This window comes from Actinoplanes sp. NPDC049316 (assembly GCF_040677315.1).
In the GTDB taxonomy this organism is placed as follows: domain Bacteria; phylum Actinomycetota; class Actinomycetes; order Mycobacteriales; family Micromonosporaceae; genus Actinoplanes.
Genome location: NZ_JBFAQM010000035.1, coordinates 71,096 through 92,595, shown reverse-complemented (window position 1 = coordinate 92,595; position 21,500 = coordinate 71,096). Strand labels below are relative to the sequence as shown.

Below are 21,500 nucleotides of genomic sequence, written 5' to 3'. Positions count from 1 at the left end.
GCAACCGACCGGCACCCGTCCCGCAACCGGCAGGGCGCGACCCGGCAGGGGATGGGATTCGGCTGGCGTGCCGCCGCGGCCGCCGGGCCGGGCGACCTGCCCACCCTCGCCACGCCGCTGGTCCGCGCCGCTGGCTTACGCCACCAACTCGCCCCGTCCCGCAGCCGGCGGCGGCACGCCAGCCGAATCCCATCCCCTGCCGGGTCGCGCCCTGCCGGTTGCGGGACGGGTGCCGGTCGGTTGCGCGTACCGGGGTCGGCCCTCGGGGGATGGTGGATCGTCCGAACGGTCCGGAATTGTTTGGGTTTCGGGGTGGGAACTTCTTAGGTGCAGCCCGGTTGCGACGATGTCTCCGGTGTCAGCAGGAAGCAAGGCGTCGGGGGGCGTTGGGCATGTCGGTGGTCGGGCGGGTAACCGGAAATCTGATGGTGGCGGCGGCAGGGATCGCCGGGGTCTCGGTCGTGGCTCCCGCGCCCGCCGCCGCTGCCGTGCCGAGCATGCCGAGCCTCGTCGCGTACGTGCGCAACGGGGACGTGTACGTCAGCAAGGGCGCAGCGGAGACGCGGGTGACCACCGGGGGCGGATGGTCGCGGCCGCGGTGGTCGCCGGACGGCAAGTCGATCGCGCTGCTGAAGAAGGATCAGTTGTGGACCATGAAGGCTGACGGCAGCGCGAAGCGGCGGCTCACCACCCGCGCCGCGTCGGGGCCGTCGTGGTCGCCGGACGGCAAGTCGATCGCGTTCGCCTCGCTGTCCTGCTCCGGCGGGCCGGGGGTGTACCGGATCTCCGCGACGGCGACCGCCGCGCAGCCGGAGGTTCTGTTCCCCAGCTACTGCCGCGACGAGGACCTGCCGGACGAACCCACGGCGACGGCCGCTGCGACGGGGTCGCTGAGCGAGCGGCTCCGGTACGACGACGCCGTGGCCTGGTCGCCCGACGGAAGCAAGGTCGCCTTCCGCGGCGGGGACTGCGAGTCGATCTACGACGCCTGCCTGAGCGTCGGCAATCTCGCCACCGGCGGGGAGAAGACCGTCGCGGCGTACGGGGGTGGCAGCCGCCAGAACTCCGGCTTCGCGGTCGTCCCGAGCTGGCGCGCCGACGGGGCGAAGCTGGCGTTCACGGCGTACCAGAAGGGCGAGACCACGGCCGACGACCAGCCGGTGCACGTCGAGGAGTACGACACGGCGACCGGCGCGAAGCGTATGGTCGGCGCCGGCCAGGACCGCGAGCTCGCGTACGTGGACAGCACCCGCGCCGTCGCGACCGGCACCTACAAGAGCGGCTCGTGGGTGATGGTGGTCAACCTGTCCACCGGCGCGCGGACGCCGTTCCACAAGGGCTCGCAGCCCAGCGTCCAGCCGAAACGCTGACGCCGATCGACGACGCGGTGAGGCACGCCGGTCCGGGGTTCCGGGCCGGCGTGCCTATTCTGGGCGCCTGATGAGCGACACGACTGAACGGCCGATCCGGACCTTCCATCCCCGGCGCGGCCGGATGAGCAACCGGCATGCCGATGCTTTCGCCGAGCAGTGGCCCCGGTTCGGGCTGACCGTGGTCGACGGGGACCGCAGCCCGCTCGACCTCGCCGAGCTCTTCGGGCGCCCAGCTCCCCGCGTACTCGAAATCGGTTTCGGCATGGGTGAGTCGACCGCGGCGATGGCCGCAGCCGATCCGGGGCGCGACTATCTCGGTGTCGAGGTGCACACGCCGGGGATCGGGAACCTGCTGGCGCTGGTCGCGGAGCAGGGCCTGACGAACGTCAGGGTCGCGCACGGCGATGCGATGGAGCTGGTCCGGCGGCTGCCGGCGGGCAGCCTCGATGCCGTGCACAGCTTCTTCCCCGACCCGTGGCCCAAGGCCCGGCACCACAAGCGCCGGTTGATCTCGCCGGGGAACGTCGCGCTGCTGCGGGAGCGGCTGCGGCCCGGCGGCACGCTGCACTGCGCCACGGACTGGGCGCACTACGCCGAAGCGATGCGGGAGACGCTCGACGGGGACCCGGGCCTGGTCAATGCGTACGCGGGGTTCGCGCCGCGGCCCGGACACCGGCCGCGGACGAAGTTCGAGGAGCGGGGCGTACGCGCCGGGCGGGAGATCTTCGACCTGGTGTACCGGCGACGCTGAGCGGGTTCGCCGGTTTTATCGCTTTCGCGCCCGTAGGCTGGGGGCGGAGGGCCGCGCATGCCACGTAGTGATCTTGGCCTCGAGCGCCAGGAGGGGCCGGACCGCCTTCAGCGCCAGGAGGGGCCGGATCACCTCGGGCGTCCGGGCGGCACGGAGAGCGACCCGCCGACCGGCGGCAACGCGGACCGGGACGCGGCGAGCCGCACAGCCGCGTCCGGCGACGCCCCTCGATGGACCCCCGGACTGGAACCGGCATTCCGGCCCGTGCCCGACCACGGCGGCGGCCCCGGAAGCAGCGTGCTGGCCGCCGGTGCGGCCGACCACCTCGCCGCGCTGCTGGCCCGGTCGGTCGACGCGTACAGCGGCCTGGTCCATTTCGTGGACGGCGACCGGCTCCGGCTGTACGGCGGCTTCCGGCTGAAGCTGGAACGCGAGAACTTCCGCGACATCCCCATCGCCGACACCCTCGCCGGCATCGTCGTGACCTCCGGTGAGCCGCTGATCATCGAGGACGTGTCCACCGACGAGCGGGTGCCCGCACGATCCCCCACCCGGGTGCACAACCTCACCGGGGCGTACCTGGGTCATCCCATCCGCGACGAGCACGGCGACGTGCTCGGGGTCTGCTGCGCCTTCCACGTGGAGCCGCGGGAGTGGACCGACAAGGACAACGCCGCCGTCGCGGAGGCCGCCCGGGTCGGGACGCTGCTGATCACCGAGCAGCTCGCCCGGCACGAGGTGGACCGGCAACGACGGTTCCTGGACGCCGTGCTGGACAACCTGCACGACGGGGTCACCGCCTGCGACGCCGACGGACGGGTCGTGCTGGTCAACGCTCGGATGCAGCAGCTGTGGGACAAATCCGGCATCGCGTCCGAGCCCGGTCCGGACGGCACCATCGCCGGGCTCAGCGACGCCGACGGGAGACCGATCACGCCGGAGAGCATCTCGCTGTTCCGGGCGCTGCGGGGCGAACGGCTGCGCGACTACGAGCTGGTCCTGTCGGGGCCGGGCCGGCGGACCCGGCACTACGTCGTCGACGCGACGCCGATCACCGGGCCGGACGGGCGTACGCTCGGCGCGGTCCAGGCCGTGCAGGACGTGACCCGGCGCCGACGGGCCGAGCGGTTCCGCACCTGCGAGCTCAGCGTCATCACGGCGCTGTCCGGGGCCGCCGACGTGGCGGCCGCCGGCCCGCGGGTGCTCGAGGCGGTCGTGGAGACGCTGGGCTGGACGCACGCCGAGCTGTGGCTGGTCGACGAGGCGGCGCAGGTGGTGCGGTCGGTCGCGCACTGGAACGCGCCCGGGTGGGACGGGCGCATCGAGGTGCCGGCGGAGCTGCCGTACGGGACGGGCCTGGCCGGCCGGGTCTGGCAGGCCGGCAAGCCGCTGTGGATCCGCGACGTCGGCCTGCCGCAGAGCCTGATCTCCGCCGCGACCGCCGAGGGTTCCCGCCTGCACGCGGCCCTGGCCCTGCCGGTGCGGCACGGGCTGGAGCCGCTGGGCGTGCTCACGGTCTTCGCCGACACCGTGGAGAACCCGGACGACGAGCTGGTCACGCTGATGTCGGGCATCGCGGCGCACATCGGCCAGTTCGTGGAGAGCCGGGTGGTGGAGGACCTGCAGCGGCAGCTCACCCGCAGCAAGAACGACTACCTGGCGCTCATCGGGCACGAGTTGCGGACGCCGCTGACGTCCATCGGCGCGTACACCGAGCTGCTGCGGGAGGCGGACGCCGAGACGCTGACCCGGGACGGGCCGGCGATGCTGGAGGTCATCGACCGCAACACGACGCAGCTGCGGCGCATCATCAACGAGCTGCTGGAGCTCTCCGCGCTCGACACCGGGCACGCGGCCGTGCAGCTGACGCCGCTGGATCTGGCGGAGGTGGTGCGGGAGGCGCTGGCGAGCGCGCGCAAGGCGGTCGCCGGCGAGCCGCTGGTCATCGCCGAGGCGCTGCCCGACCGGCTGATCGTGCCCGGCGACCGGCGGCGGCTGCGGCAGGTGGTGGACAACCTGGTCGGCAACGCGATCAAGTACAGCCCCGACGGCGGCCGGATCTCCGTCACGCTGCGCGCCGCCGCCGACGCCGCCGAGCTGACCGTCTCGGACACCGGCATCGGCGTGTCCGCCGACGAGCGGGAGAAGATGTTCACCGGCCTCTACCGCACCAGCCGGGCCCGGGACCGGGCCATCCCGGGTACGGGGCTGGGCCTCACGCTGAGCCGGGCCGTGGTGCACCGCCATCACGGCAGCATCGCGCTGACCGAGCACGACGGTCCGGGCACGACGGTGCTCGTGCGGCTGCCGCTCGAGGCCCGTTGACAACCTCTTGACAGTTGTGGCCTGGTCACGGACGGTTCGCGGGACGAGGATGTCCAGCATGACCCGGTGGACTCCTGACCCCACGTTCTACGCCTCGCCACGGGACGCCGTTGAGGCGCCCGCCGAGCAGCTCGCCTACGTCGCGGCCTTCGACCGCTCCGCCGCGAAACCCGACGCCATCGCCGTCGTGGACACCGATCCGGCTTCCGGCGCGTACGGGACGGTGGTCGGCTGGACCGACCTCCCGCACACCGGTGACGAGCTGCACCACTTCGGCTGGAACGCGTGCTCGAGCGCGCTGTGCCCGTCGGCGCCGCACCCGCACGTGGAACGCCGCTACCTGATCGTTCCCGGTCTGCGGTCCTCGCGGATCTACGTGCTCGACACCAAGGACGATCCGCGGAACCCGAGGCTGGTCAAGGAGATCCCGGCGGAGGACCTCGCCACGAAGGCGGGCTACTCCCGGCCGCACACGATCCACTGCGGACCCGACGGCATCTACGTGTCCGCGCTGGGCGGCGGTTCCACCGAGGGTCCCGGCGGCATCGCGGTCCTCGACCACACCACGTTCGAGGTACGCGGCGCGTGGGAGAACGACCGCGGCGACCAGTATTTCGCGTACGACTTCTGGTGGCACCTGACCCGCGACGTGCTCGTGTCCTCGGAGTGGGGCACGCCGTCGATGATCGAGAACGGCGTCGACCCGGAGTTGCTGGTGGGCCGCAAGTACGGCCACAGCATCCACTTCTGGGACCTCGCCAAGCGCACCCTCGTGCAGACGGTCGACCTCGGCGACCAGTACCAGATGCCCCTCGAACTTCGCCCGGCCCACGACCCCCGCAAGGAGTACGGCTTCGTCGGCGTCGTCACCAGCGTCGAGGACCTGTCGGCTTCGGTCTGGGTGTGGCACCGCAAGAACGGGGAATTCGCCGTGACCAAGGTGATCGACATCCCCGCCGAGCCCGCGGACGCCGCCGATCTGCCACCGGCGCTGCAGCCGTTCGGCGCCGTACCCCCGCTGGTCACCGACATCGACCTCTCGGTCGACGACCGCTTCCTCTACGTCTCAGCCTGGGGCACAGGTGAGCTGAAGCAGTTCGACGTCTCCGACCCGTTCCACCCGGTCGAGACCGGCTCGATCCGGCTCGGCGGCGTGACCGGGCGGGTGCCGCACCCGGCGGCCCCGGACGAACGGCTGGCCGGCGGCCCGCAGATGGTCGAGATCAGCCGCGACGGCAAGCGCGTCTACGTCACCAACTCGCTGTACGGCTCGTGGGACGACCAGTTCTACCCGCACGGCGTCGGCGCGTGGATGGCGAAGATCGACGTGGACACCGAGAACGGCGGCATGACGCTGGACGAACGCTTCTTCCCGCACGGCGACGACTTCCGCGGGCTGCGCGTGCACCAGACCCGCTTGCAGGGCGGCGACGCCTCGTCCGACTCGTACTGCTTCCCGTGACGGGTGGTCAGCTCGCCGCGCTGGGCGCGCTCGGCGCCTTCCACGGCCTCAACCCCGCGATGGGCTGGCTGTTCGCGGTGGCCCGCGGCATGCAGGAAAGCAGCCGTACGGTGCTCCTGCGGTCGCTGCCCCCGATCGCCGCCGGGCACCTCGCCTCGGTGGCGATCGTCGCGGCGGTCGTGTCGGCCACCCAGTCGGCCGTGGCCGGCAACGTCGTGGCCATCACGGGCGGGGTGCTCCTGGTCGGCTTCGGCCTGTGGCGCCTGCTGTCCGAACGGCACTTCCGGTGGGCGGGCATGCGACTGTCACAGGCCCAGCTCGCCGGCTGGTCCTTCCTCATGTCCGCGGCGCACGGCGCCGGTCTGATGCTCCTCCCAGTGCTCGCGACGACTCCGATGGCCGCGGGCCCGCACATGGGCCACACGATGGCAGCGGCCCCGGCCGGAGCCCTCGAGGGCTTGCTCGCCGCCGGGGTCCACACGATCGCGATGTTCGCGGTGATGGCTGGGTGCGCTGTGCTGGTGTATGAGTTCGTGGGGCTGAATGTGCTTCGACGGGCCTGGTTCAATGTGGACAAGTTGTGGGCTGCCGTGCTGGTGGCGGCGGGTGCGTTGACGATCGCGCTGACGGCGTGAGAGCCGGGCGGGTGGCGGCCCGCCCGGCGGTCATCGATTCCGCCACGCGAGCGGCGACACTGTGGTCGCCGCCTCAGCGATCCGCCGGCCCGTCCCGGTCTTGAGATCCTTTCGCGCCGATTCGATCCACCCCTCGACCCGATGCACGCCGACGTCGCGATACTCCACCGCCTGCAGAAGCATCTCCAGCTTGTCGGCGTCCTTCGCACACAGCGACTCGAGAGTCTCCCGGGACTCGTACTCCTCGACCGCCCGGCGGATGCTCTGCCGGCTCTTCTCAGGCAGGTTCTCAGTCTGGTCGCTGGTGATCTTGCTCGGATCGGGCTTCGCGAGGTAGGCGCCAGCGGTATGCGGTAGGTCACCGGTTCGCGTCTCCTGGCTGTCGTGCCACAGGGCAAGAAAGGCGGCACGCGAGGGATCGGCGCCCTCCTCGGCCGCGATGATCGCCGCCAGCTGCGCCGCCCTCATCGTGTGTTCGGCGACGGACTCGGGATCGCGCACGCCTGCATGCCACCACCCCGATCGCCGAATCCGCTTCAACAACCCGAGCTCGTAGCCGAACACCGCGATTGCTTCGGCGTCATGAGGCACGTCGTCCCCTTTCTATCGGTCAGCCATGCGCGCGGCGTACTGAAGACCTGCAAGATGATCGTGGCCGGTCCTGCTCAGGTCCGCGGCAGACGAAAGCTCATCCAGAGTCTCAGCAAAGGATCCGCGGAATCCTGTCGGCCCTTTGAGCAATGCGGGCCGGGAGGCGATCAGCGAATGGAGGGTGCATAGATTCAACGGCAGATGAGGTGAGTTCGGCCGCAATCGTCTCACCAGGTGAGGCAGCAGCCGCGCACCGGTCCACAACCGAGTATCGGCATCCGCCATAAAGTGATCATCGGTTCGCACTTCGCCCAGCTCACCGATCCAGTACGCCCAGTAGTTCAGATTTGCGACTTCGGCGCGACCCCTGGTCATGTGGTCGACGAAGTCGTGTAAGTGAGTGCTGTCTCCCGCGAGCGCCAACGCGACGGAAGCCGAACGAGCCTCCAAAAGCCCTGTGAGGTTCTCGGGATCAACCCGGTGACGGCCGGCTCGATTCCACTCGCAACGGAGCCAGTCAACGACCTGCGGCCTGCCATCGAAGCCCAGGAGGTACACCGCTTGCCTCCGCAAGAGGCTTTCTCTTCCATGGTGAGCGCGCATGGCGACGGTTTGGAGATGATCGAAGAAGCGCATTCGCTCCTCGGCCCCGAGCATCGGCTGCGCAGGGACCGGCCCCCGCCGAGACGCCTTACGCGAAAATTCGTGCAAGTGCTACGGCATCTTTCCTACGATCGGCCATGTGACCAGGTTGGTGATTGTCCACCGATGGACACTGTCAGCAAGCGGGTGAATTCTGGGATCGATCCATCGTGGGCCCGCCTCGATGCCGGTCGCCAAGACCCGATCCGCCTCGATCGCTTCGAGAAGACATCGGCCCGTCGACCCGGGTGCGCCGAGCCGAGTCAATCGGGCGCAGAGCGAGATCAGCTCACCGGCATTGACTGCGGAGAGCGGGCGACGACCGGACTCCCATCCTTGCACCGTATGCACACCGACGGTCAGCTCTTCGGCAAGCTTGTCCTGTGTCAGCCCAGTCGATTCCCTCGCGAGCTTGAGGACGAACCCGGACACCAGACCGATGGACCGGGAACCCTGACCCCGGGTCAGGGTTGCGCGTCCACGTGCCATAAGTCCCCCCAGATCCAGGTCCCGTAGACCACCGACCACCCGCATCGCCAGTCAGTTCCTTCGATTGCCGTCCGATCGTAGCGTCATCTCATCCCGCCGCACGTCCGCACAGAGAGGGATGATGTGAGCTTGTACTTATTGTTATCAGTCACCCTTGCGTTCTCGGCAGGATTTCTTGGTGGCCTGCTGACATTCCGCTTCATACAGCGATGGCGCCCCGTATGCGGCGCGACGATGACGTGTCCCGAATCTCATGCTTCTGGTTCGACGTTCCAGCACGGCTCGAGTTGACGACATTCCCAGCCTCGACATCGAGACTGGGCACCCTTCGGAATGCGCTTCGGCGACTAATGGGTCCGGAAGCCGCACGTCCTTATTTGCACGCTTGGCAATCCCAGCCAGAGTATCGGCATTGGAGGATCACATGCGATTCCCACAGCGCTGCCCACTTCCGGCCAGCCTGACCGTTCTGACTGATCGTCCCGGCATCGGCTGCGCCCGAATCGCCGTTCCAGCTTGCGGTGCAGCAGGCGGAGGCATCTGCCGCACCTGCGGCGGCAAGGGCAGCAGGATGGAACAGGTCCAGCGTCTCGACGGCTGCACGCGATGCGGTGGCAGCGGGCAGCGGCGCACCGGCAAAACGATGGTGACCTGCGGGGCTTGCGGCGGCAGGGGTGGCGTCACCCGCACCCAGCATGTGCAGGTGGCCTGCAGGTCATGCGGCGGATCGGGCCGCAGGTGAGAGGATGATGCCATGGATGACGTGTTGACCCCTGGTCCGGGCGCCGACCCGCAGTCCCCGCCACAGGGCTACAACGCGGTTGAGTGCCCAGCTTGCTCCGCCGAGCACATCAAGCCGTCCACGACCGCGACAGCTCTCGCCGTGGGCGTTCGCTCCCAGCAAGGAGCGACGTTCTGCTCGACGTGCAACGGTCGGCAATGGGTGTGGGCGTGCAAGCCACTGTAGGTGTGAGGGCATTGCACTGGCGTGGAGAACTCGGCGGACAGGGCGCGCTGTCCGCCGAAGATTGAACCACGCGATGAGAGCCGGGCGGGTCGCTGCCCGCCCGGCTCTGCTGAGACTGTCAGTGTCGCGGCCAGACCACGCCGGCTGAGCCGCCGCCTCGGCGGACCGGCTCGGCTGTCGCGATGAGGCCGCCGTGGCGGGTGAACTCGATCGCGGTGGCCGCTCCCAGTTCCGCCACGTCCGGGCCGAAGGTGTGGCCCAGCGCCTCCAGGCTAGGGCCGTACTGCTGATGGAACGCCGGTTCGGCCTGGATGCCGGGGCTGTTGCGCTGCGATGCGCGCGGGGCCGCCATCGCCTGGGGCAGGGTCATACCGAGGTCGATGCGGTTCACCAGGATCTGCAGCACCGTGGTGATGATCGTGGCGCCGCCGGGCGAGCCGACGGCCAGGAACGGCTTGCCGTCCTTGAGGACGATCGTCGGGGACATCGAGCTGCGGGGACGCTTGTTCGGGCCGGGGAGGTTGGGGTCCGGCGCGCTGCCCTGCGTACCCGTGAAGTTGAAGTCCGTCAGCTCGTTGTTGAGCAGGAAGCCGCGGCCGGGCACGACCATGGCGTTGCCGCCCGTCTGTTCGATCGTCAGGGTGTACTCGACGACGTTGCCCCAGCGGTCGGCCACGGTCAGGTTGGTCGTGCTCTGCCCCTGCTCGACCGGGCCGCCCACCAGCGCGGGCGTGCACCCGGTGGCGTTGATGTCGCCGGGCGGGACCGGCTTGGTCAGCGCGCGGTCCGGTTTGATCTGACAAGCGCGCTGGCTCGCCCAGCCGTCGCTGATCAGCTTGTCCAGGACGGACTGCGGGGTGTAGGCCCCGACGTAGCGGTTGCGGTCGGCGAACGACAGCGCGCTCGACTCCAGGTAGCGGTGCAGCGCCTGGGTCGTCGACGCCTTGGACAGGTTCGTCTTCTCGAGGATGTTGAGCGCCTCGCTCACCGCCGTGCCACCGCTGGACGGCGTGGACATGCCGTACACGGTCAGGCCGCGGTAGCCGGACCTGGTCGGCGCCGGGTAGCGGACCTGGTAGCCGGCCAGGTCGGACAGGCGCAGGTCGCCGGGCCGGATCGGGTACGCCCAGGTGGCGCCCGGGTTGTCGACGACCGGAGGGTGCTGCACCGTACGGACGATGTCGGCGCCGACAGGGCCGCGGTAGAACACGTCGGTGCCGCGGCGGGCGATCAGCCGGTAGGTGTCGGCGAGGTCGGGGTTGCGCAGGGTCGAGCCGACGGCCGGCGGCGCGCCGCCGGGCAGGTAGATCCGTGACGTCGATCCGAACTGGGCGAACGCCGCGGCGTTGTCCGCGACCTGCTGGCGGAACGTGGCGTCGACGGGGAAGCCGCGGTCGGCGACCTTCGCGGCCGGCAGCAGCAGCGAGCCCAGCGGCCGGGTGCCCCACTTGCGGGCCGCCGCGTCCCAGGTGGCCAGGGTGCCGGGCGTGCCGACCGAGAGGCCGCTGACGCGGGCCTCCTGGAAGTCGTACGGCTGGCCGTCCGCCGGATCGATGAAGGTCTTCTCGGTCATCGTGGCCGGGCCGGACTCGCGCCCGTCGATGGTGCTGACCGTGCGGCGCTTGGCGTCGTAGTAGGCGAAGAAGCCGCCGCCGCCGATGCCCGCGGAGAAGGGCTCGGTGACGCCGAGGGTGGCGGCCGCGGCCACGGCGGCGTCGACGGCGTTGCCGCCTCGGCGCAGCACGTCCAGGCCGACGGCGGTGGCGGTGGTATCGACGGTCGAGACGGCGCCGCCGAAGCCGGCCGCGGTGGGACCGTTGGGTGTGGCGTGGGCGTTCGCGCTGGCCGGCGCCAGTGTGACGGTCGTCATGGCCAGGGTGACCGTGGTGGCGAGCGCGAGAGAGAACCGCATCGTGCCTCCGGCGCGATAGAGAGAGTGTGGACAGACCCTCTCTGCCTACCGGCAGCAGCCACCCGGCACAACCCGGGACACGCTACTCACGCTGCGTGATCAGCGGTGCCGTGTGCTGCCCAGGTGGCATACATCCGGGCGTAGCGGCCGCCGGCCGCGACCAACTCCTCGTGGCTGCCGGACTCCACGATGCCGTGATCGTCCACGACGATGATCCGGTCCGCGCGCATCGCGGTGGAGAGCCGGTGCGCGACGAGAATCGCCGTACGCCCCTGCAGCAGCCGGTCCAGCGCCGCCTCGACCCGCAACTCGCTGCGCAGGTCCAGACTGGACGTGGCCTCGTCCAGCACCACCACGCGCGGCTCGGCCAGGAACGCCCGGGCCAGCGCGAGCAGCTGCCGCTCCCCCGACGACACCGACTGGCCACGCTCGTGCAGCGGGGTCTGCAGGCCCTCCGGCGAGCGCTCCACCAGGTCACGCAGGCCCACCTCGTCCACGGCCGCCCAGACCTCGGCGTCGGAGGCGCCGGGCCGGGCGAAGGCGATGTTGTCGCGCAGCGTCCCGGCGAAGAGGAACGGTTCCTGCGGCACCACGCCGATCTGCCGGCGCAGCGACTCCAGCGTCACGTCGCGCAGGTCGTGGCCGTCGATGAGGATACGGCCGCCGGTCGGGTCGTAGAGCCGCGTGACCAGCTTGGCCAGCGTCGATTTGCCGGCGCCGGTGGGGCCGACGCAGGCGATGGTCTCGCCGGGCCGGATGGTCAGGTTCACATGCTCGAGGACGGGCCGATCGGGCAGGTATCCGAAGGTCACGTCGGCGAGCACGATCTCGCCACGGACCGGCGGGAGCTCCACCGCGCCGGGCGCCGGGCGGACGGACGGCGCCGTGCCGAGCAGCCCGTTGATCTTCCCCACCGCGGCCCGGCCCTGCTGGTACTGCGTGTAGAGCTGGACGAGCTGCTGCACGGGCTGGAAGAACGAGTTGAGGTAGAGCACGAAGGCGGTGAGCTCACCGATGCTCAGCGAACCGCGCAACACCATGCGGCCACCGATCAGGAGCAGCGCCGCCATGCCGAGCAGGCCGATCGCCGACGTCCCGGGACCGTAGACGGCGTTGATCCGCCCGGTGAAGTCGTTCGCGTCCCGGTAGGCGCCGACGACGTCCCGGTGCGCGACGATGTTGCGGTCCTGCCGGTTGTGGGCCGTGATCACCCGCGCCCCGTTGAGGCTCTCCGACAGGTCGGCGAACATCGCGGCGATGGTGTCGCGTTGCCGGTTGTAACCGCGGTCGGCCGCACGCCGGAACCACAACGACGCCACGGTCAGCGGCGGCACGATGAGCAGCAGGGTGATCAGCGCCAGCTCCGCGTTGTAGTGGAACAGCACGGCGGTGACCAGCACCATCGTCAGCGCCTGGATCCCGAACTGGGCGAAGCCGTCGGCGAGCAGGCTCTGCAGCGCCTCCACATCGGAGGTCATCCGGGTCATGGTGACCCCGGCCTTCTCGCTGGTGTAGTAGTCCAGCGACATGCGCTGCAGGTGCGCGAAGATGCGGATCCGCAGGTCGCGGGTGGCGGAGGCGGCGAGCCGGCCGCTCTGGCGCATGCGGACGGCGGTGGCCACCCCGGTGAGCAGCACAGCGGCCACGAAGGCGACGGTCGCCCCCACCAGCACCCGTACGTCCCGCCCGGCCATGCCGTGGTCGATGCCCACCTGCACCAGGAACGGGCCGGCCTGCAGCAGCAGCGTCTCCACCAGCACGGCGAGCACGGCTGCGAGCAGCAGCCCCGGCCGCCCGGCCACGAGCCGCCCGAGCGTGACCCGGCCGCCGCGGTCGGCAACCGGGTCGAAGCTCACCCGGGGGTCGCCGTGGTCGGGTTCGCGCGCCTCGAGCTTCGCCACACCCTCGGCCAGGTCGGAGGGGACGCCGGCGAACGGCAGGCCGTTGCCCTTGCGCCCGGCCGCCCCGACCGAGGGCCGCCCGCCGGCGTTGAAGCCCCCGAACCCGCCGCCGAACAAGCTCATGCCGCGACCTCCGCAGCATCCGCGTCGTCGGTGTCGTCGGTGTCGTCGGTGGTGAGGGTGGCGAGCACCCGGCTGTACCGGGGCTCGGTCGCGAGCAGTGACTCGTGCGTGCCGTCCGCCGTCACCCGGCCCGACTCCATGAGGATCACCCGGTCCGCGAGGCCGATCGTGGAGAGGCGGTGGGCGACGATCAGCGTCGTGCGGCCGCTCATCCGGTCGCGGAGCGAGCCGTGGATGCGTTGCTCGACGGTCACGTCGATCGCGCTGGTGGCGTCGTCGAGGACCAGGATGGGAGGGTTCACCAGGAGCGCGCGGGCGATGGCGACGCGTTGGCGCTGGCCGCCCGAGAGGGTGTAGCCGCGCTCGCCCACCACGGTGTCGTAGCCCTGCGGCAGCCGGCGGATGAAGTCGTCGGCGCCGGCCGCCCGGGCCACGTCCTCCACCTCGGCGCGGGTGGCGCCGGGGCGGCCGTAGGCGATGTTGTCGTGCAGGGAGAGGGAGAACAGGAACGGCTCGTCCGGCACGATGCCGACCTGGTCGCGCAGGCTCGCGAGGCGCAGCGTACGGACGTCGTGGCCGTCGATCGTGACGCGGCCCGACGTCACGTCGTAGAAGCGGGCGAGCAGGCGGCCCAGCGTGGACTTGCCGCTGCCCGTGGCGCCCACGACCGCGACCGTCTCGCCGGGGCTGACGTGCAGGTCCAGGCCGTCGAGGGCGAGCGTGCCGTTGGGGTATGCGAACCGTACCGCTTCGAAGCGCACGTCGCCCCGCAGCCGCACGTCCACCGGGTCCGGAGCGTCGACGATCTCGCTGGGGGTGTCGAGGATCTCGTAGATGCGCCGGGCCGACGCCGAGGCGCGCTGGCCCAGCATGATCATCATGCCGAGCATGCGGAACGGTGGCTGGAGCATGAGCACGTACGAGTTGAACGCGACGATCGTGCCGACCGTGGTCTCGCCGCGGATCACCATGAGCCCGCCGACCAGCAGCACCAGCGCCAGACCGAGGCGGGGCAGGTTGTCGAGCACCGGGTTCCAGCGGCTGCGGATGCGGGCGTCCTGCAGGTACGCCCACCGCACCTCGTCCGCGGACTCGGCGAGCGTCCGCAGCTGGCGCCCCTCCGCGGCGAACGCCTTCACGATGCGTACGCCCTGGATGTTCTCGTCGACCACCGTGGCGAGCCGGGCCAGCCGGGCCTGGATGAGCCACGACACCGGAAAGATCGCCTTGCGCATGCCGACGCCGAGGAAGCCGATGACCGGCATGGTGGCCATCGCGACGATGGCGAGCGGGACGTTGATCGAGAGCATCAGCCCGAATGCGACCACGGCGATCAGGCACTGGACGATGATCGACGGCCCGAAGGACAGGTACATCTGCACGGCCCGGATGTCCGAGCCGGACCGCGACATGAGCTCGCCGGACTGCACCCGGTCGAAGAAGCCGAACGGCATCCGGGCCAGGTGGGCGTAGACGATGTTGCGCAGGTCGTACTCGAGCTCGTACGCGGTGCGCAGCAGGTAGAGCCGGGCCAGATAGTTGATGACGCCCTGGAGCACGGCGAAGGCGACGATCCACCACACGTACGTGGACAGCTGGGCGGTGCGGTCCACGACGGCCCGGTCGATGCCGATGCGGACCAGGTTGGGGATCTGCACCTGCACGACCAGGCCGGCGAAGGACAGCACCAGCGAGGTGATCAGCAGGGCGCGGTGGGCCTTGACGAGCGGCAGGGCCCGCCGGAGCCAGGTCTTGCGGGTGTCCGGGTCGATGGACGCCTTGGGCGCGCGGCGGCTCAAGAGGCGCCCTCCTCGCTGCCGAGTGTAGTTAGCTAGGCTAACGATACTCCGCGCGCCCGGACGCCGCGTGCCACGACGATGGGACGCACGTCACCGCCACGGCCGGCGGAACGATGGGGCGCACGTCGCCGCCACGACCGGCGGAACGATGGGGCGCACGTCGCCGCCACGACCGGCGGAACGCATGCCCGCGGCGTCGCAGGACGCTGGTCAGCCGGCCGCGAAGTCAGCCGGCCACGCGCGAAGTCAGCCGGCCACGAAGGTCAGCCGCCGGCGCGGTGGGACGCTTACCGACGCCCGCGGGCTCCGGCTCCACCGCCGGGCACGACGACCCTGCGGCCGGCGGCCGTACGGTCAGCAGGTAGCGGTCCACCGCCGCGGTCACGCAGGCGCTGCGGCCGTACACCGTGTGACCCCAGCCGTCGTAGGTGACCAGCGACGCCCGCGGTCCCAGCTGGGTGGCGACGGTGCGGGCCCAGGCGTACGGGGTGGCCGGGTCGTGCCGGGCGTTGATGAGCAGGACCGGGCCGGTGCGCAGCAGCGCCGGCGTGCGTTGCGGGTTGTCCGCCGGGAGGGGCCAGCCCAGGCAGCCCGTGACCGAGGTCAGCGCCAGCGGGGACACCGGCATCTGCGGGTTGCGGGCGGCCAGGGCGGCGAGCCGGTCGCGCAGGCCGGGCCAGCCGGCGAGCGGCATCGACCAGTCGTCGCAGAACACCGCCGGGAAGCTGTGCTCGACCTCGGTGAACGCCTCGCGGGTGCGGCGGGAGCGGCCGTTCGCCGCCGCCTCGAGCAGGTACGCGGCCAGCGCGTGCCACTGCGGGTCGTAGAAGGAGCCGAACGCCACGCTGAGCAGGTCGTACTCGGTCAGCCGGTAGGACGGGTCGTACGGGTCGGAGAGCACGCCGCGGCGGGCGCGGTCCAGCAGGCGGGCCCAGACCGTACGGACGTCGCGGCCGTGCAGCGCGCACTCGGTGCTGCGGGCGCACCAGGCGGCGAACTCGTCGAAGGAGTCCTGCGCGGCGGCCGTCTCGGTGGTGAGGAAGGCCTCCGTGCCGGCGCTGTGGTCCATCACGCTGTCGAGCGCCAGGGCTCGGACGCGGGCCGGGTAGCGCTCGGCGTACTGGGCGCCGAGGAGGGTGCCGTACGAGACGCCGTAGAAGCTGATCGTCCGCTCGCCGAGCTCGGCACGGATCGCGTCCATGTCCCGGGCCACGCTCAGCGTGTCGGCGTGGCCGAAGACGGGGCCGCTGAGCCGTGCACAGTCAGCCGCGAGCCTGCGGTTGTAGGCGACGGTTGCGCCGTACCCCCGGGAAGTGGAGATCGCGACGGACGGCCCGGCGGCGAGCAACGCCGCCGAACAGCGCACCGGGCTGCTGCGGGCGACCCCGCGGGGGTCGAAGCCGAGGATGTCGAAGCGGCGGCGCAGCTGCGGGCTGAAGAACCACGGGCTGTCCAGGGCGAAGTCGACGCCGGAGCCGCCGGGGCCGCCCGGGTTGACGATCAGGGTGCCGATGCGGTGCGCCGGGTCGGTGGCGGGGCGGCGGGCCAGCGCGATGCGCACCGACGGGCCGTACGGGTTCGCCCAGTCCACCGGCGCCGTCATGGTCGCGCACTGCGCGGTGCGGTCCTCGGCGCACGGCTTCCACCCGGACAGGCCGGCCCGCGCGGCGCGGGCCGGGCCCGCTGCCGTGGTCGCCATCAAGACAGCCAGGAACGCGGCCACGACCGGCCGGGAGGTTGCACGCACCGCTCAAGTTCTCCGCCCTGCACGGCAGCGCGCCGCGCGCCTCATCCTGGGACGAGACGCGCGGCGCGGTGAGCGGTTCGGGCTAGTTACCTCCGAAAGAGGTGCTTCATGGCGCGCTTGATCAGCGCGTCCCGGTCGGCCTGCGGCAGCGCCTCCAGGCCGAAGCCCAGGTAGACGCTGTCCTTCGTGGTGACCGCCGCGCCGGAGTCGAACGCCAGCTTGCTGCGCGTCCAGTCGTTGCTGTTAGGCCCGGAGCCGGGCGGCGGTCCGGCCACCGTCCAGCCGCCGAGGTCGCTCTCGAACGACGTCTGCTGCGCGACCGTCCCGCCGGTCTCCACGCGGACGTCGTCGAGGAAGACGCCCAGGCCCTGGGTGCTCCAGTCGGACATGTACGTGATGGAGACCTCGACCTGCTTACCCGCGTACGCGGACAGGTCGGCGTCGAACTCCTTCCAGCCGCCGCTCGCGCCGGTGGCCGCGTTCCACGTGCCCGTCGTGCCGGTCGGCGTGCAGTCGGGGCTCTGGTAGTGGGCGAGGAACGGGTGCAGGCCGGCGATCTCCGACTGGCAGCTGTCGCCGGTGTTCGTCGTGGTCAGCCCGTTGGCGTCCGGCAGGGTCGTCCAGTCGTCGGAGCCCGCCACATGCGCCTCGACGAACATGAAGTCCCAGTTCGGCTCGATGTCGAACGACGTGCGGAACTTGAGCCGCGCGGTCTGCGCGCCGGACAGGTCGATCGTCTTGGTGAGCCGCTTGTACGCGGTGTCGGCCTGACCGCTCCACAGATACCAGTCGCCGTCGTACGGGTCGTACGGCGCCGCGCCCGGCAGCTTCCAGTCGAGTGGTGCCACCGAGTCCGCGAACTGCGGGAACTGCGCCGGCGGCAGGAAGCTCGAGGTGGACAGGAACGCCGCGGTGTGGCTCTCGGCGGCCGTGCCGGTGTAGCCCTCGAACGCGCCGGCCGATCCGGTCAGCGGGTACGGCTTGCCGTCCGCGCCGGCGCCGCCCTCGTCCACGTACGAGTACGCCCCCAGCCAGTACTGCTGGAAGTCGTTGAACAGCTGCAGGCAGGCGGGGTCGGCCGGGTCGGTGCACTCCCCCGGACCGTCCGGAAGGTACCGGTAGGCGCCGTTCGCGGCCTGGGCGAAGCCGGCGTACTTGCCGCCGAGCAGCAGCTTGCCGCCCTCGTTGAGGTAGTCGCGCACGGCGAGCTCGGTCTCCAGCGCCGAGCGGGCCACCGTGCCGGCGGGCTGTCCGGGGGCACGCGGGATGATGTCGTCGCCGGTCTCCCACACGACGGCCTTGTAGTGCGACAGCACGCCGAGCGGGTGCGGCGCGGCCCGGCCGTTCGTGTCGATGTCGTAGACGTCCGCCGAGTAGCCCGCCTTGCGCAGCGAGGCCACGTGCTCGTCGGCGTACCGGGCGCTGGTCGCGCCGTCGGTGGCCGCCGGCGAGACGCCGGTGACGTCCTCGGCGGCGATCACCAGCACGTCACCACCGATCTTCTTCGCGACCGTGTACGTGAAGTCGGCCGAGGTGACCGTGGCACGGCCCTTGCGGGCGGTGAACCACACCTTCACCTTGTCGCCGGGGCGGGCCCACGGGACCGTGCCCCGCCGCTCGGCGAAGTACTTGTCGAGGCCGTCGCCGTAACGCTCGCCGCCCTTCCACTCCGCGGTACGGGCGGTGCGCGCACGGCCGCCGTTGACCGAGTAGTGCAGGGTGACGGCCCCCAGGCTGCGCTTGGCGGTGACGGCGACCTGCTGGCGCGAGCCGTACGAGGTGCCGAAGGCGTCCACCGCCAGGTCGGGCGTGCTGCGGCCGACCGACGACACCGGGTTGGCCGGGTCCTTCGCGGACTGCGCGACCGACAGCGCGAACGGCAGGTTCTTGAGGAACTCGTCCTGGATCAGCTTCTCGTCGTCCGGGAAGTTGAAGCCGCTCTCGCAGTCGGCCGGGTCCCACCGGTCGTCCGGGTCCAGCGCGGAGACCGTCTCGCAGGTGCTCATCTCCGGGGTGAAACCGATGGTGCCGGTGCGCACCTGGGCGTGGAAGTCGGTGTCGCCGTTGGTGGTGTACAGCTCCGCGGACAGGTCCGGGTCGTAGCCGGGCACCGCCGGGTGGGCGTCGTCACCGGCCAGGGCGACGGCGATCTCGTCATCGGGGCTGGGCGTGTTCACCTGCCAGCCGATGCCGTAGAGCAGCAGCTCCGCGGCCGAGTGGTAGTTGACGAGGAATTCGAATCCGACCCGCTTGAAGAGGGCGTCGAGGGCCTTGGTCTCCGGCTCCGAGTTCGGCCCGGAGCCGCGATAGGTCTCGCTGGCCGGGTCGGGCGACGAACCCTCGTTGTCGTAGCCCCACTTCTCGGCGAAGTTGCGGTTGATGTCGACGCCGTCGCCGGCCGTGATCTGCCCGTCGCCGTTGTTGTCGCGCAGGTTCTTGCGCCACAGGCGGTGGCCCTCGGTGAACGTGTAGTCGTAGCCGTCCGGGTTGGCGACCGGCACGAACCACAGCTCGGTGGTGTTGAGGATCCGGGTGATGGCGGGGTCCGTGCCGTACTCGTCGATCATGTGGTGCAGCAGACGCCGGTTCATCTCCGGCGTGATCCACTCCCGGGCGTGCTGCGCGCCGGCGTAGAGCACCGCCGGGCGGCGCCCGTCGGGGACGACCCGCGCGTCGCGGGTCACCTTCACGGCCTGGATGGGTACGCCCTTGAGCGTGCGCCCGATGGTCACGAGCTTGGCCAGGCGCGGGTTGCGGGCGGCCGTGGCGGCCAGCTCCTCGCGCAGGCCGCCCTTGCCCTCGTACGGCCGGAAGACCGTCGGCGCGGCGGCGGCCTCGGCGCGCATGCGGGCCGTGCTGCGCTTGGGGGTCAGGGGCACGCCGGCGGCGATGAGCCGGTCGGCCTGCTGCCGTCCGAGGATCGTCTCGACGGCTGTCTTTCCGTTCGCGGCGGCTCGCACCGCGCTCTCGTCGTGGTCGATGCCGGCGCCGCGCAGCCTTTCGAGTTGTGCGGCGTCGAGGGTGCCGACGTACACGCCGAGGGTGTCCTCGGCGGGAGCCGCGGCGGCCGGCGCGACCCCGGGAAGGACCGCGCCGACCGCGGTCACGAGGGAGAGCGCGCAGGCGGTCGCCCAGCGGGCTGGTGTCATGGTGGAGGCCTCCATGGGTGGGAAGGTCGTGTGTGGACCCTCCCCAGCCCCCGATGCCGTGTCAAGGACCGGCCCCGGCGAATGTTCAGTTTTCTCACAGGCGGCGCAGGCAGGCTGAACGGATGATTTCCGCCTCGCGCTGGACAATGGCCGTCGCCACGGCGAGCGCCGCCCTGCTCACCGCCTGTTCGGGCGACGGCGGGGGCACGCCGGCGGCCCCCTCCGCGCCGGCCGTGCCGTCGTCCTCGGCCACCGCCTCGGCGGCCCCCTCGGCCACCGGCGGCACCCCGGACCTCCGGGCGCCGCAGACCGTCGCGACCGGCCTCACGGCGCCGTGGGGACTCGCCTTCCTCCCCGACGGCACCGCGCTCGTGGCCGAGCGCGACAGCGCGCGCGTGCTGCAGGTCTCGCCCGGTGGCGGCGAGCCCCGCGAGGTGTACCGGGTGCCCGGCGTCGCCGCCGCGGGCGAGGGCGGCCTGCTCGGCCTGGCGGTAGCGAAGGACCACGCCCGGACCCGCTGGGTGTACGCGTACCACACCGCGGCGGACGACAACCGGATCGTGCGTTTCAAGCTGGGCAGCGACGCCACGCCCGAGGTGATCTTCGACGGCATCGACAAGGCCGGCATCCACAACGGCGGCCGGATCGCCTTCGGCCCGGACGGCATGCTCTATGCGGGTACGGGCGACGCGGGGAACCGTTCCGCGTCGCAGAACCCGGGGGACACCAACGGCAAGATCCTGCGGCTGACGCCCGAGGGCGAGCCGGCGCCGGGCAACCCGCGCGCGGGCTCACCGGTCTGGAGCCTGGGACACCGCAACGTGCAGGGGCTCGCCTGGTCGGCCGACAAGACGATGTACGCCGTCGAGTTCGGCCAGAACCGCTTCGACGAGATCAACAAGATCGAGCCGGGCCGGAACTACGGCTGGCCGGAGGTCGAGGGCACGAGCGACGACAGCCGGTACGTCAACCCCCTCGTCACATGGAGCACCGACGAGGCGTCACCCTCGGGCGCGGCTGTCGCCGGGAACACGCTGTACGTCGCGGCGCTGCGCGGGGAGCGGCTGTGGACCGTGCCGCTGGGCGGCGGCGAGCCACGGGCCGAGTTCTCCGGACGCTACGGCCGGCTGCGGACCGTGGCCGTCGCCTCGGACGGCGCGCTGTGGCTCACCACGTCCAACACCGACGGCCGCGGTGACGTCCGCGACGGCGACGACCGGATCCTGCGGTTCCCCGCCCGCTGACGGCGGGCCGGCGGGGAACCGCGGGCCTCAAGCGGACCGGTTGTTGGGCGGGAGCAGCGGCAACTGACTGATTGCCGCCGCGTACTGGGCGATCTGCCGGCCGTTCGGCACGACGCCGACACTGCGGAGCTGATCGTTGATGGCCTGCGCAACCGCATCCTCGGACTGGCCGCGATGCGTCTGCATGACCTTGTTGACCACATAGTCAACACGAAGCTGCATCTGCCAGCCGGCGGGGCGTGGTGACGCTCCGCCGGCGAGGCTTACTGAGGCGACGGGTTCCATGCCCCTGAGTATCGGAAGCATGGTGTCCCTACTGAAAGGTCCCGGGTAGCGGTGCAACCGAGCCGCACCCGAGCGGCACCGGTTTCTCCATCAAACGGCCCGCCC

At 71.3% G+C, this 21,500-nt stretch carries 15 protein-coding genes; 6 read left to right on the top strand and 9 right to left on the bottom strand.

The window, feature by feature from the left end:
• The first annotated feature begins 425 nt into the window (after positions 1-425).
• The 5 genes from AB0K03_RS35525 (at position 426) to AB0K03_RS35505 (ending at position 6,546) form a co-directional block, all read left to right on the top strand.
• Positions 426-1,370 carry a hypothetical protein gene (locus AB0K03_RS35525; protein WP_364694581.1) on the top strand — a complete coding sequence of 315 codons (945 nt, stop codon included), beginning with the start codon at positions 426-428 and terminating at the stop codon, positions 1,368-1,370.
• 70 nt (positions 1,371-1,440) lie between these two features.
• Positions 1,441-2,124, top strand: a complete 684-nt coding sequence (gene trmB, locus AB0K03_RS35520; RefSeq protein ID WP_364694578.1) for a tRNA (guanosine(46)-N7)-methyltransferase TrmB — start codon at positions 1,441-1,443, stop codon at positions 2,122-2,124.
• A 57-nt stretch (positions 2,125-2,181) separates the two neighbouring features.
• On the top strand, positions 2,182-4,449 hold the full coding sequence (locus tag AB0K03_RS35515; protein WP_364694575.1) for an ATP-binding protein: 2,268 nt from the start codon (positions 2,182-2,184) through the stop codon (positions 4,447-4,449).
• A gap of 58 nt (positions 4,450-4,507) precedes the next feature.
• The gene (locus AB0K03_RS35510) at positions 4,508-5,911 is read left to right on the top strand and encodes a selenium-binding protein SBP56-related protein (RefSeq protein ID WP_364694572.1); all 1,404 of its coding nucleotides are present in this window, start codon (positions 4,508-4,510) and stop codon (positions 5,909-5,911) included.
• Positions 5,908-6,546, top strand: coding sequence for a hypothetical protein (locus AB0K03_RS35505; RefSeq protein ID WP_364694569.1), 639 nt, complete (start codon positions 5,908-5,910; stop codon positions 6,544-6,546). Before AB0K03_RS35510 ends, AB0K03_RS35505 begins: the two co-directional genes overlap by 4 nt.
• 30 nt (positions 6,547-6,576) lie before the next feature.
• Here AB0K03_RS35505 and AB0K03_RS35500 read toward each other — a convergent pair whose 3' ends face one another.
• The 8 genes from AB0K03_RS35500 to AB0K03_RS35465 all read right to left on the bottom strand — a co-directional run bounded on the left by AB0K03_RS35500 (position 6,577) and on the right by AB0K03_RS35465 (position 19,881).
• Positions 6,577-7,137, bottom strand: coding sequence for an HD domain-containing protein (locus AB0K03_RS35500; RefSeq protein ID WP_364694566.1), 561 nt, complete (start codon positions 7,135-7,137; stop codon positions 6,577-6,579).
• Positions 7,138-7,149: 12 nt separating this feature from the next.
• Positions 7,150-7,773 carry a hypothetical protein gene (locus AB0K03_RS35495; RefSeq protein ID WP_364694563.1) on the bottom strand — a complete coding sequence of 208 codons (624 nt, stop codon included), beginning with the start codon at positions 7,771-7,773 and terminating at the stop codon, positions 7,150-7,152.
• A gap of 78 nt (positions 7,774-7,851) precedes the next feature.
• Positions 7,852-8,211, bottom strand: coding sequence for a helix-turn-helix domain-containing protein (locus AB0K03_RS35490; RefSeq protein ID WP_364694560.1), 360 nt, complete (start codon positions 8,209-8,211; stop codon positions 7,852-7,854).
• Between the two features lie 1,142 nt (positions 8,212-9,353).
• Positions 9,354-11,105: a gamma-glutamyltransferase gene (ggt, locus tag AB0K03_RS35485; protein ID WP_364694590.1), complete on the bottom strand. Its 1,752-nt coding sequence runs from the start codon at positions 11,103-11,105 to the stop codon at positions 9,354-9,356.
• A 128-nt stretch (positions 11,106-11,233) separates the two neighbouring features.
• Positions 11,234-13,171: an ABC transporter ATP-binding protein gene (locus AB0K03_RS35480; protein WP_364694557.1), complete on the bottom strand. Its 1,938-nt coding sequence runs from the start codon at positions 13,169-13,171 to the stop codon at positions 11,234-11,236.
• A complete protein-coding gene (locus tag AB0K03_RS35475; RefSeq protein ID WP_364694554.1) occupies positions 13,168-14,970 on the bottom strand; it encodes an ABC transporter ATP-binding protein in 1,803 nt (600 codons plus the stop codon). The genes AB0K03_RS35480 and AB0K03_RS35475 overlap by 4 nt, the downstream gene beginning before the upstream one ends.
• Before the next feature lie 226 nt (positions 14,971-15,196).
• Positions 15,197-16,669, bottom strand: a complete 1,473-nt coding sequence (locus AB0K03_RS35470) for an alpha/beta hydrolase (protein WP_364694551.1) — start codon at positions 16,667-16,669, stop codon at positions 15,197-15,199.
• A 134-nt stretch (positions 16,670-16,803) separates the two neighbouring features.
• The gene (locus AB0K03_RS35465; protein ID WP_364694548.1) at positions 16,804-19,881 is read right to left on the bottom strand and encodes a M14 family zinc carboxypeptidase; all 3,078 of its coding nucleotides are present in this window, start codon (positions 19,879-19,881) and stop codon (positions 16,804-16,806) included.
• A gap of 107 nt (positions 19,882-19,988) precedes the next feature.
• Between AB0K03_RS35465 and AB0K03_RS35460 the strand changes: the two genes are divergently transcribed.
• On the top strand, positions 19,989-21,110 hold the full coding sequence (locus AB0K03_RS35460) for a PQQ-dependent sugar dehydrogenase (RefSeq protein ID WP_364694545.1): 1,122 nt from the start codon (positions 19,989-19,991) through the stop codon (positions 21,108-21,110).
• A 27-nt stretch (positions 21,111-21,137) separates the two neighbouring features.
• Here AB0K03_RS35460 and AB0K03_RS35455 read toward each other — a convergent pair whose 3' ends face one another.
• On the bottom strand, positions 21,138-21,395 hold the full coding sequence (locus AB0K03_RS35455) for a hypothetical protein (protein WP_364694542.1): 258 nt from the start codon (positions 21,393-21,395) through the stop codon (positions 21,138-21,140).
• Between the last annotated feature and the right edge of the window lie 105 nt (positions 21,396-21,500).

Bases quoted from the DNA above. Each gene is read 5' to 3' on its own strand.
- AB0K03_RS35525 (WP_364694581.1), top strand. From the start codon at position 426: ATGGTGGCGGCGGCAGGGATCGCCGGGGTCTCGGTCGTGGCTCCCGCG.
- AB0K03_RS35495 (WP_364694563.1), bottom strand. From the start codon at position 7,773: ATGCGCTTCTTCGATCATCTCCAAACCGTCGCCATGCGCGCTCACCAT.
- AB0K03_RS35510 (WP_364694572.1), top strand. From the start codon at position 4,508: ATGACCCGGTGGACTCCTGACCCCACGTTCTACGCCTCGCCACGGGAC.
- AB0K03_RS35470 (WP_364694551.1), bottom strand. From the start codon at position 16,669: ATGGCGACCACGGCAGCGGGCCCGGCCCGCGCCGCGCGGGCCGGCCTG.
- AB0K03_RS35515 (WP_364694575.1), top strand. From the start codon at position 2,182: ATGCCACGTAGTGATCTTGGCCTCGAGCGCCAGGAGGGGCCGGACCGC.
- ggt (WP_364694590.1), bottom strand. From the start codon at position 11,105: ATGACGACCGTCACACTGGCGCCGGCCAGCGCGAACGCCCACGCCACA.
- AB0K03_RS35455 (WP_364694542.1), bottom strand. From the start codon at position 21,395: ATGGAACCCGTCGCCTCAGTAAGCCTCGCCGGCGGAGCGTCACCACGC.
- AB0K03_RS35460 (WP_364694545.1), top strand. From the start codon at position 19,989: ATGATTTCCGCCTCGCGCTGGACAATGGCCGTCGCCACGGCGAGCGCC.
- AB0K03_RS35480 (WP_364694557.1), bottom strand. From the start codon at position 13,171: ATGAGCTTGTTCGGCGGCGGGTTCGGGGGCTTCAACGCCGGCGGGCGG.
- trmB (WP_364694578.1), top strand. From the start codon at position 1,441: ATGAGCGACACGACTGAACGGCCGATCCGGACCTTCCATCCCCGGCGC.
- AB0K03_RS35465 (WP_364694548.1), bottom strand. From the start codon at position 19,881: ATGGAGGCCTCCACCATGACACCAGCCCGCTGGGCGACCGCCTGCGCG.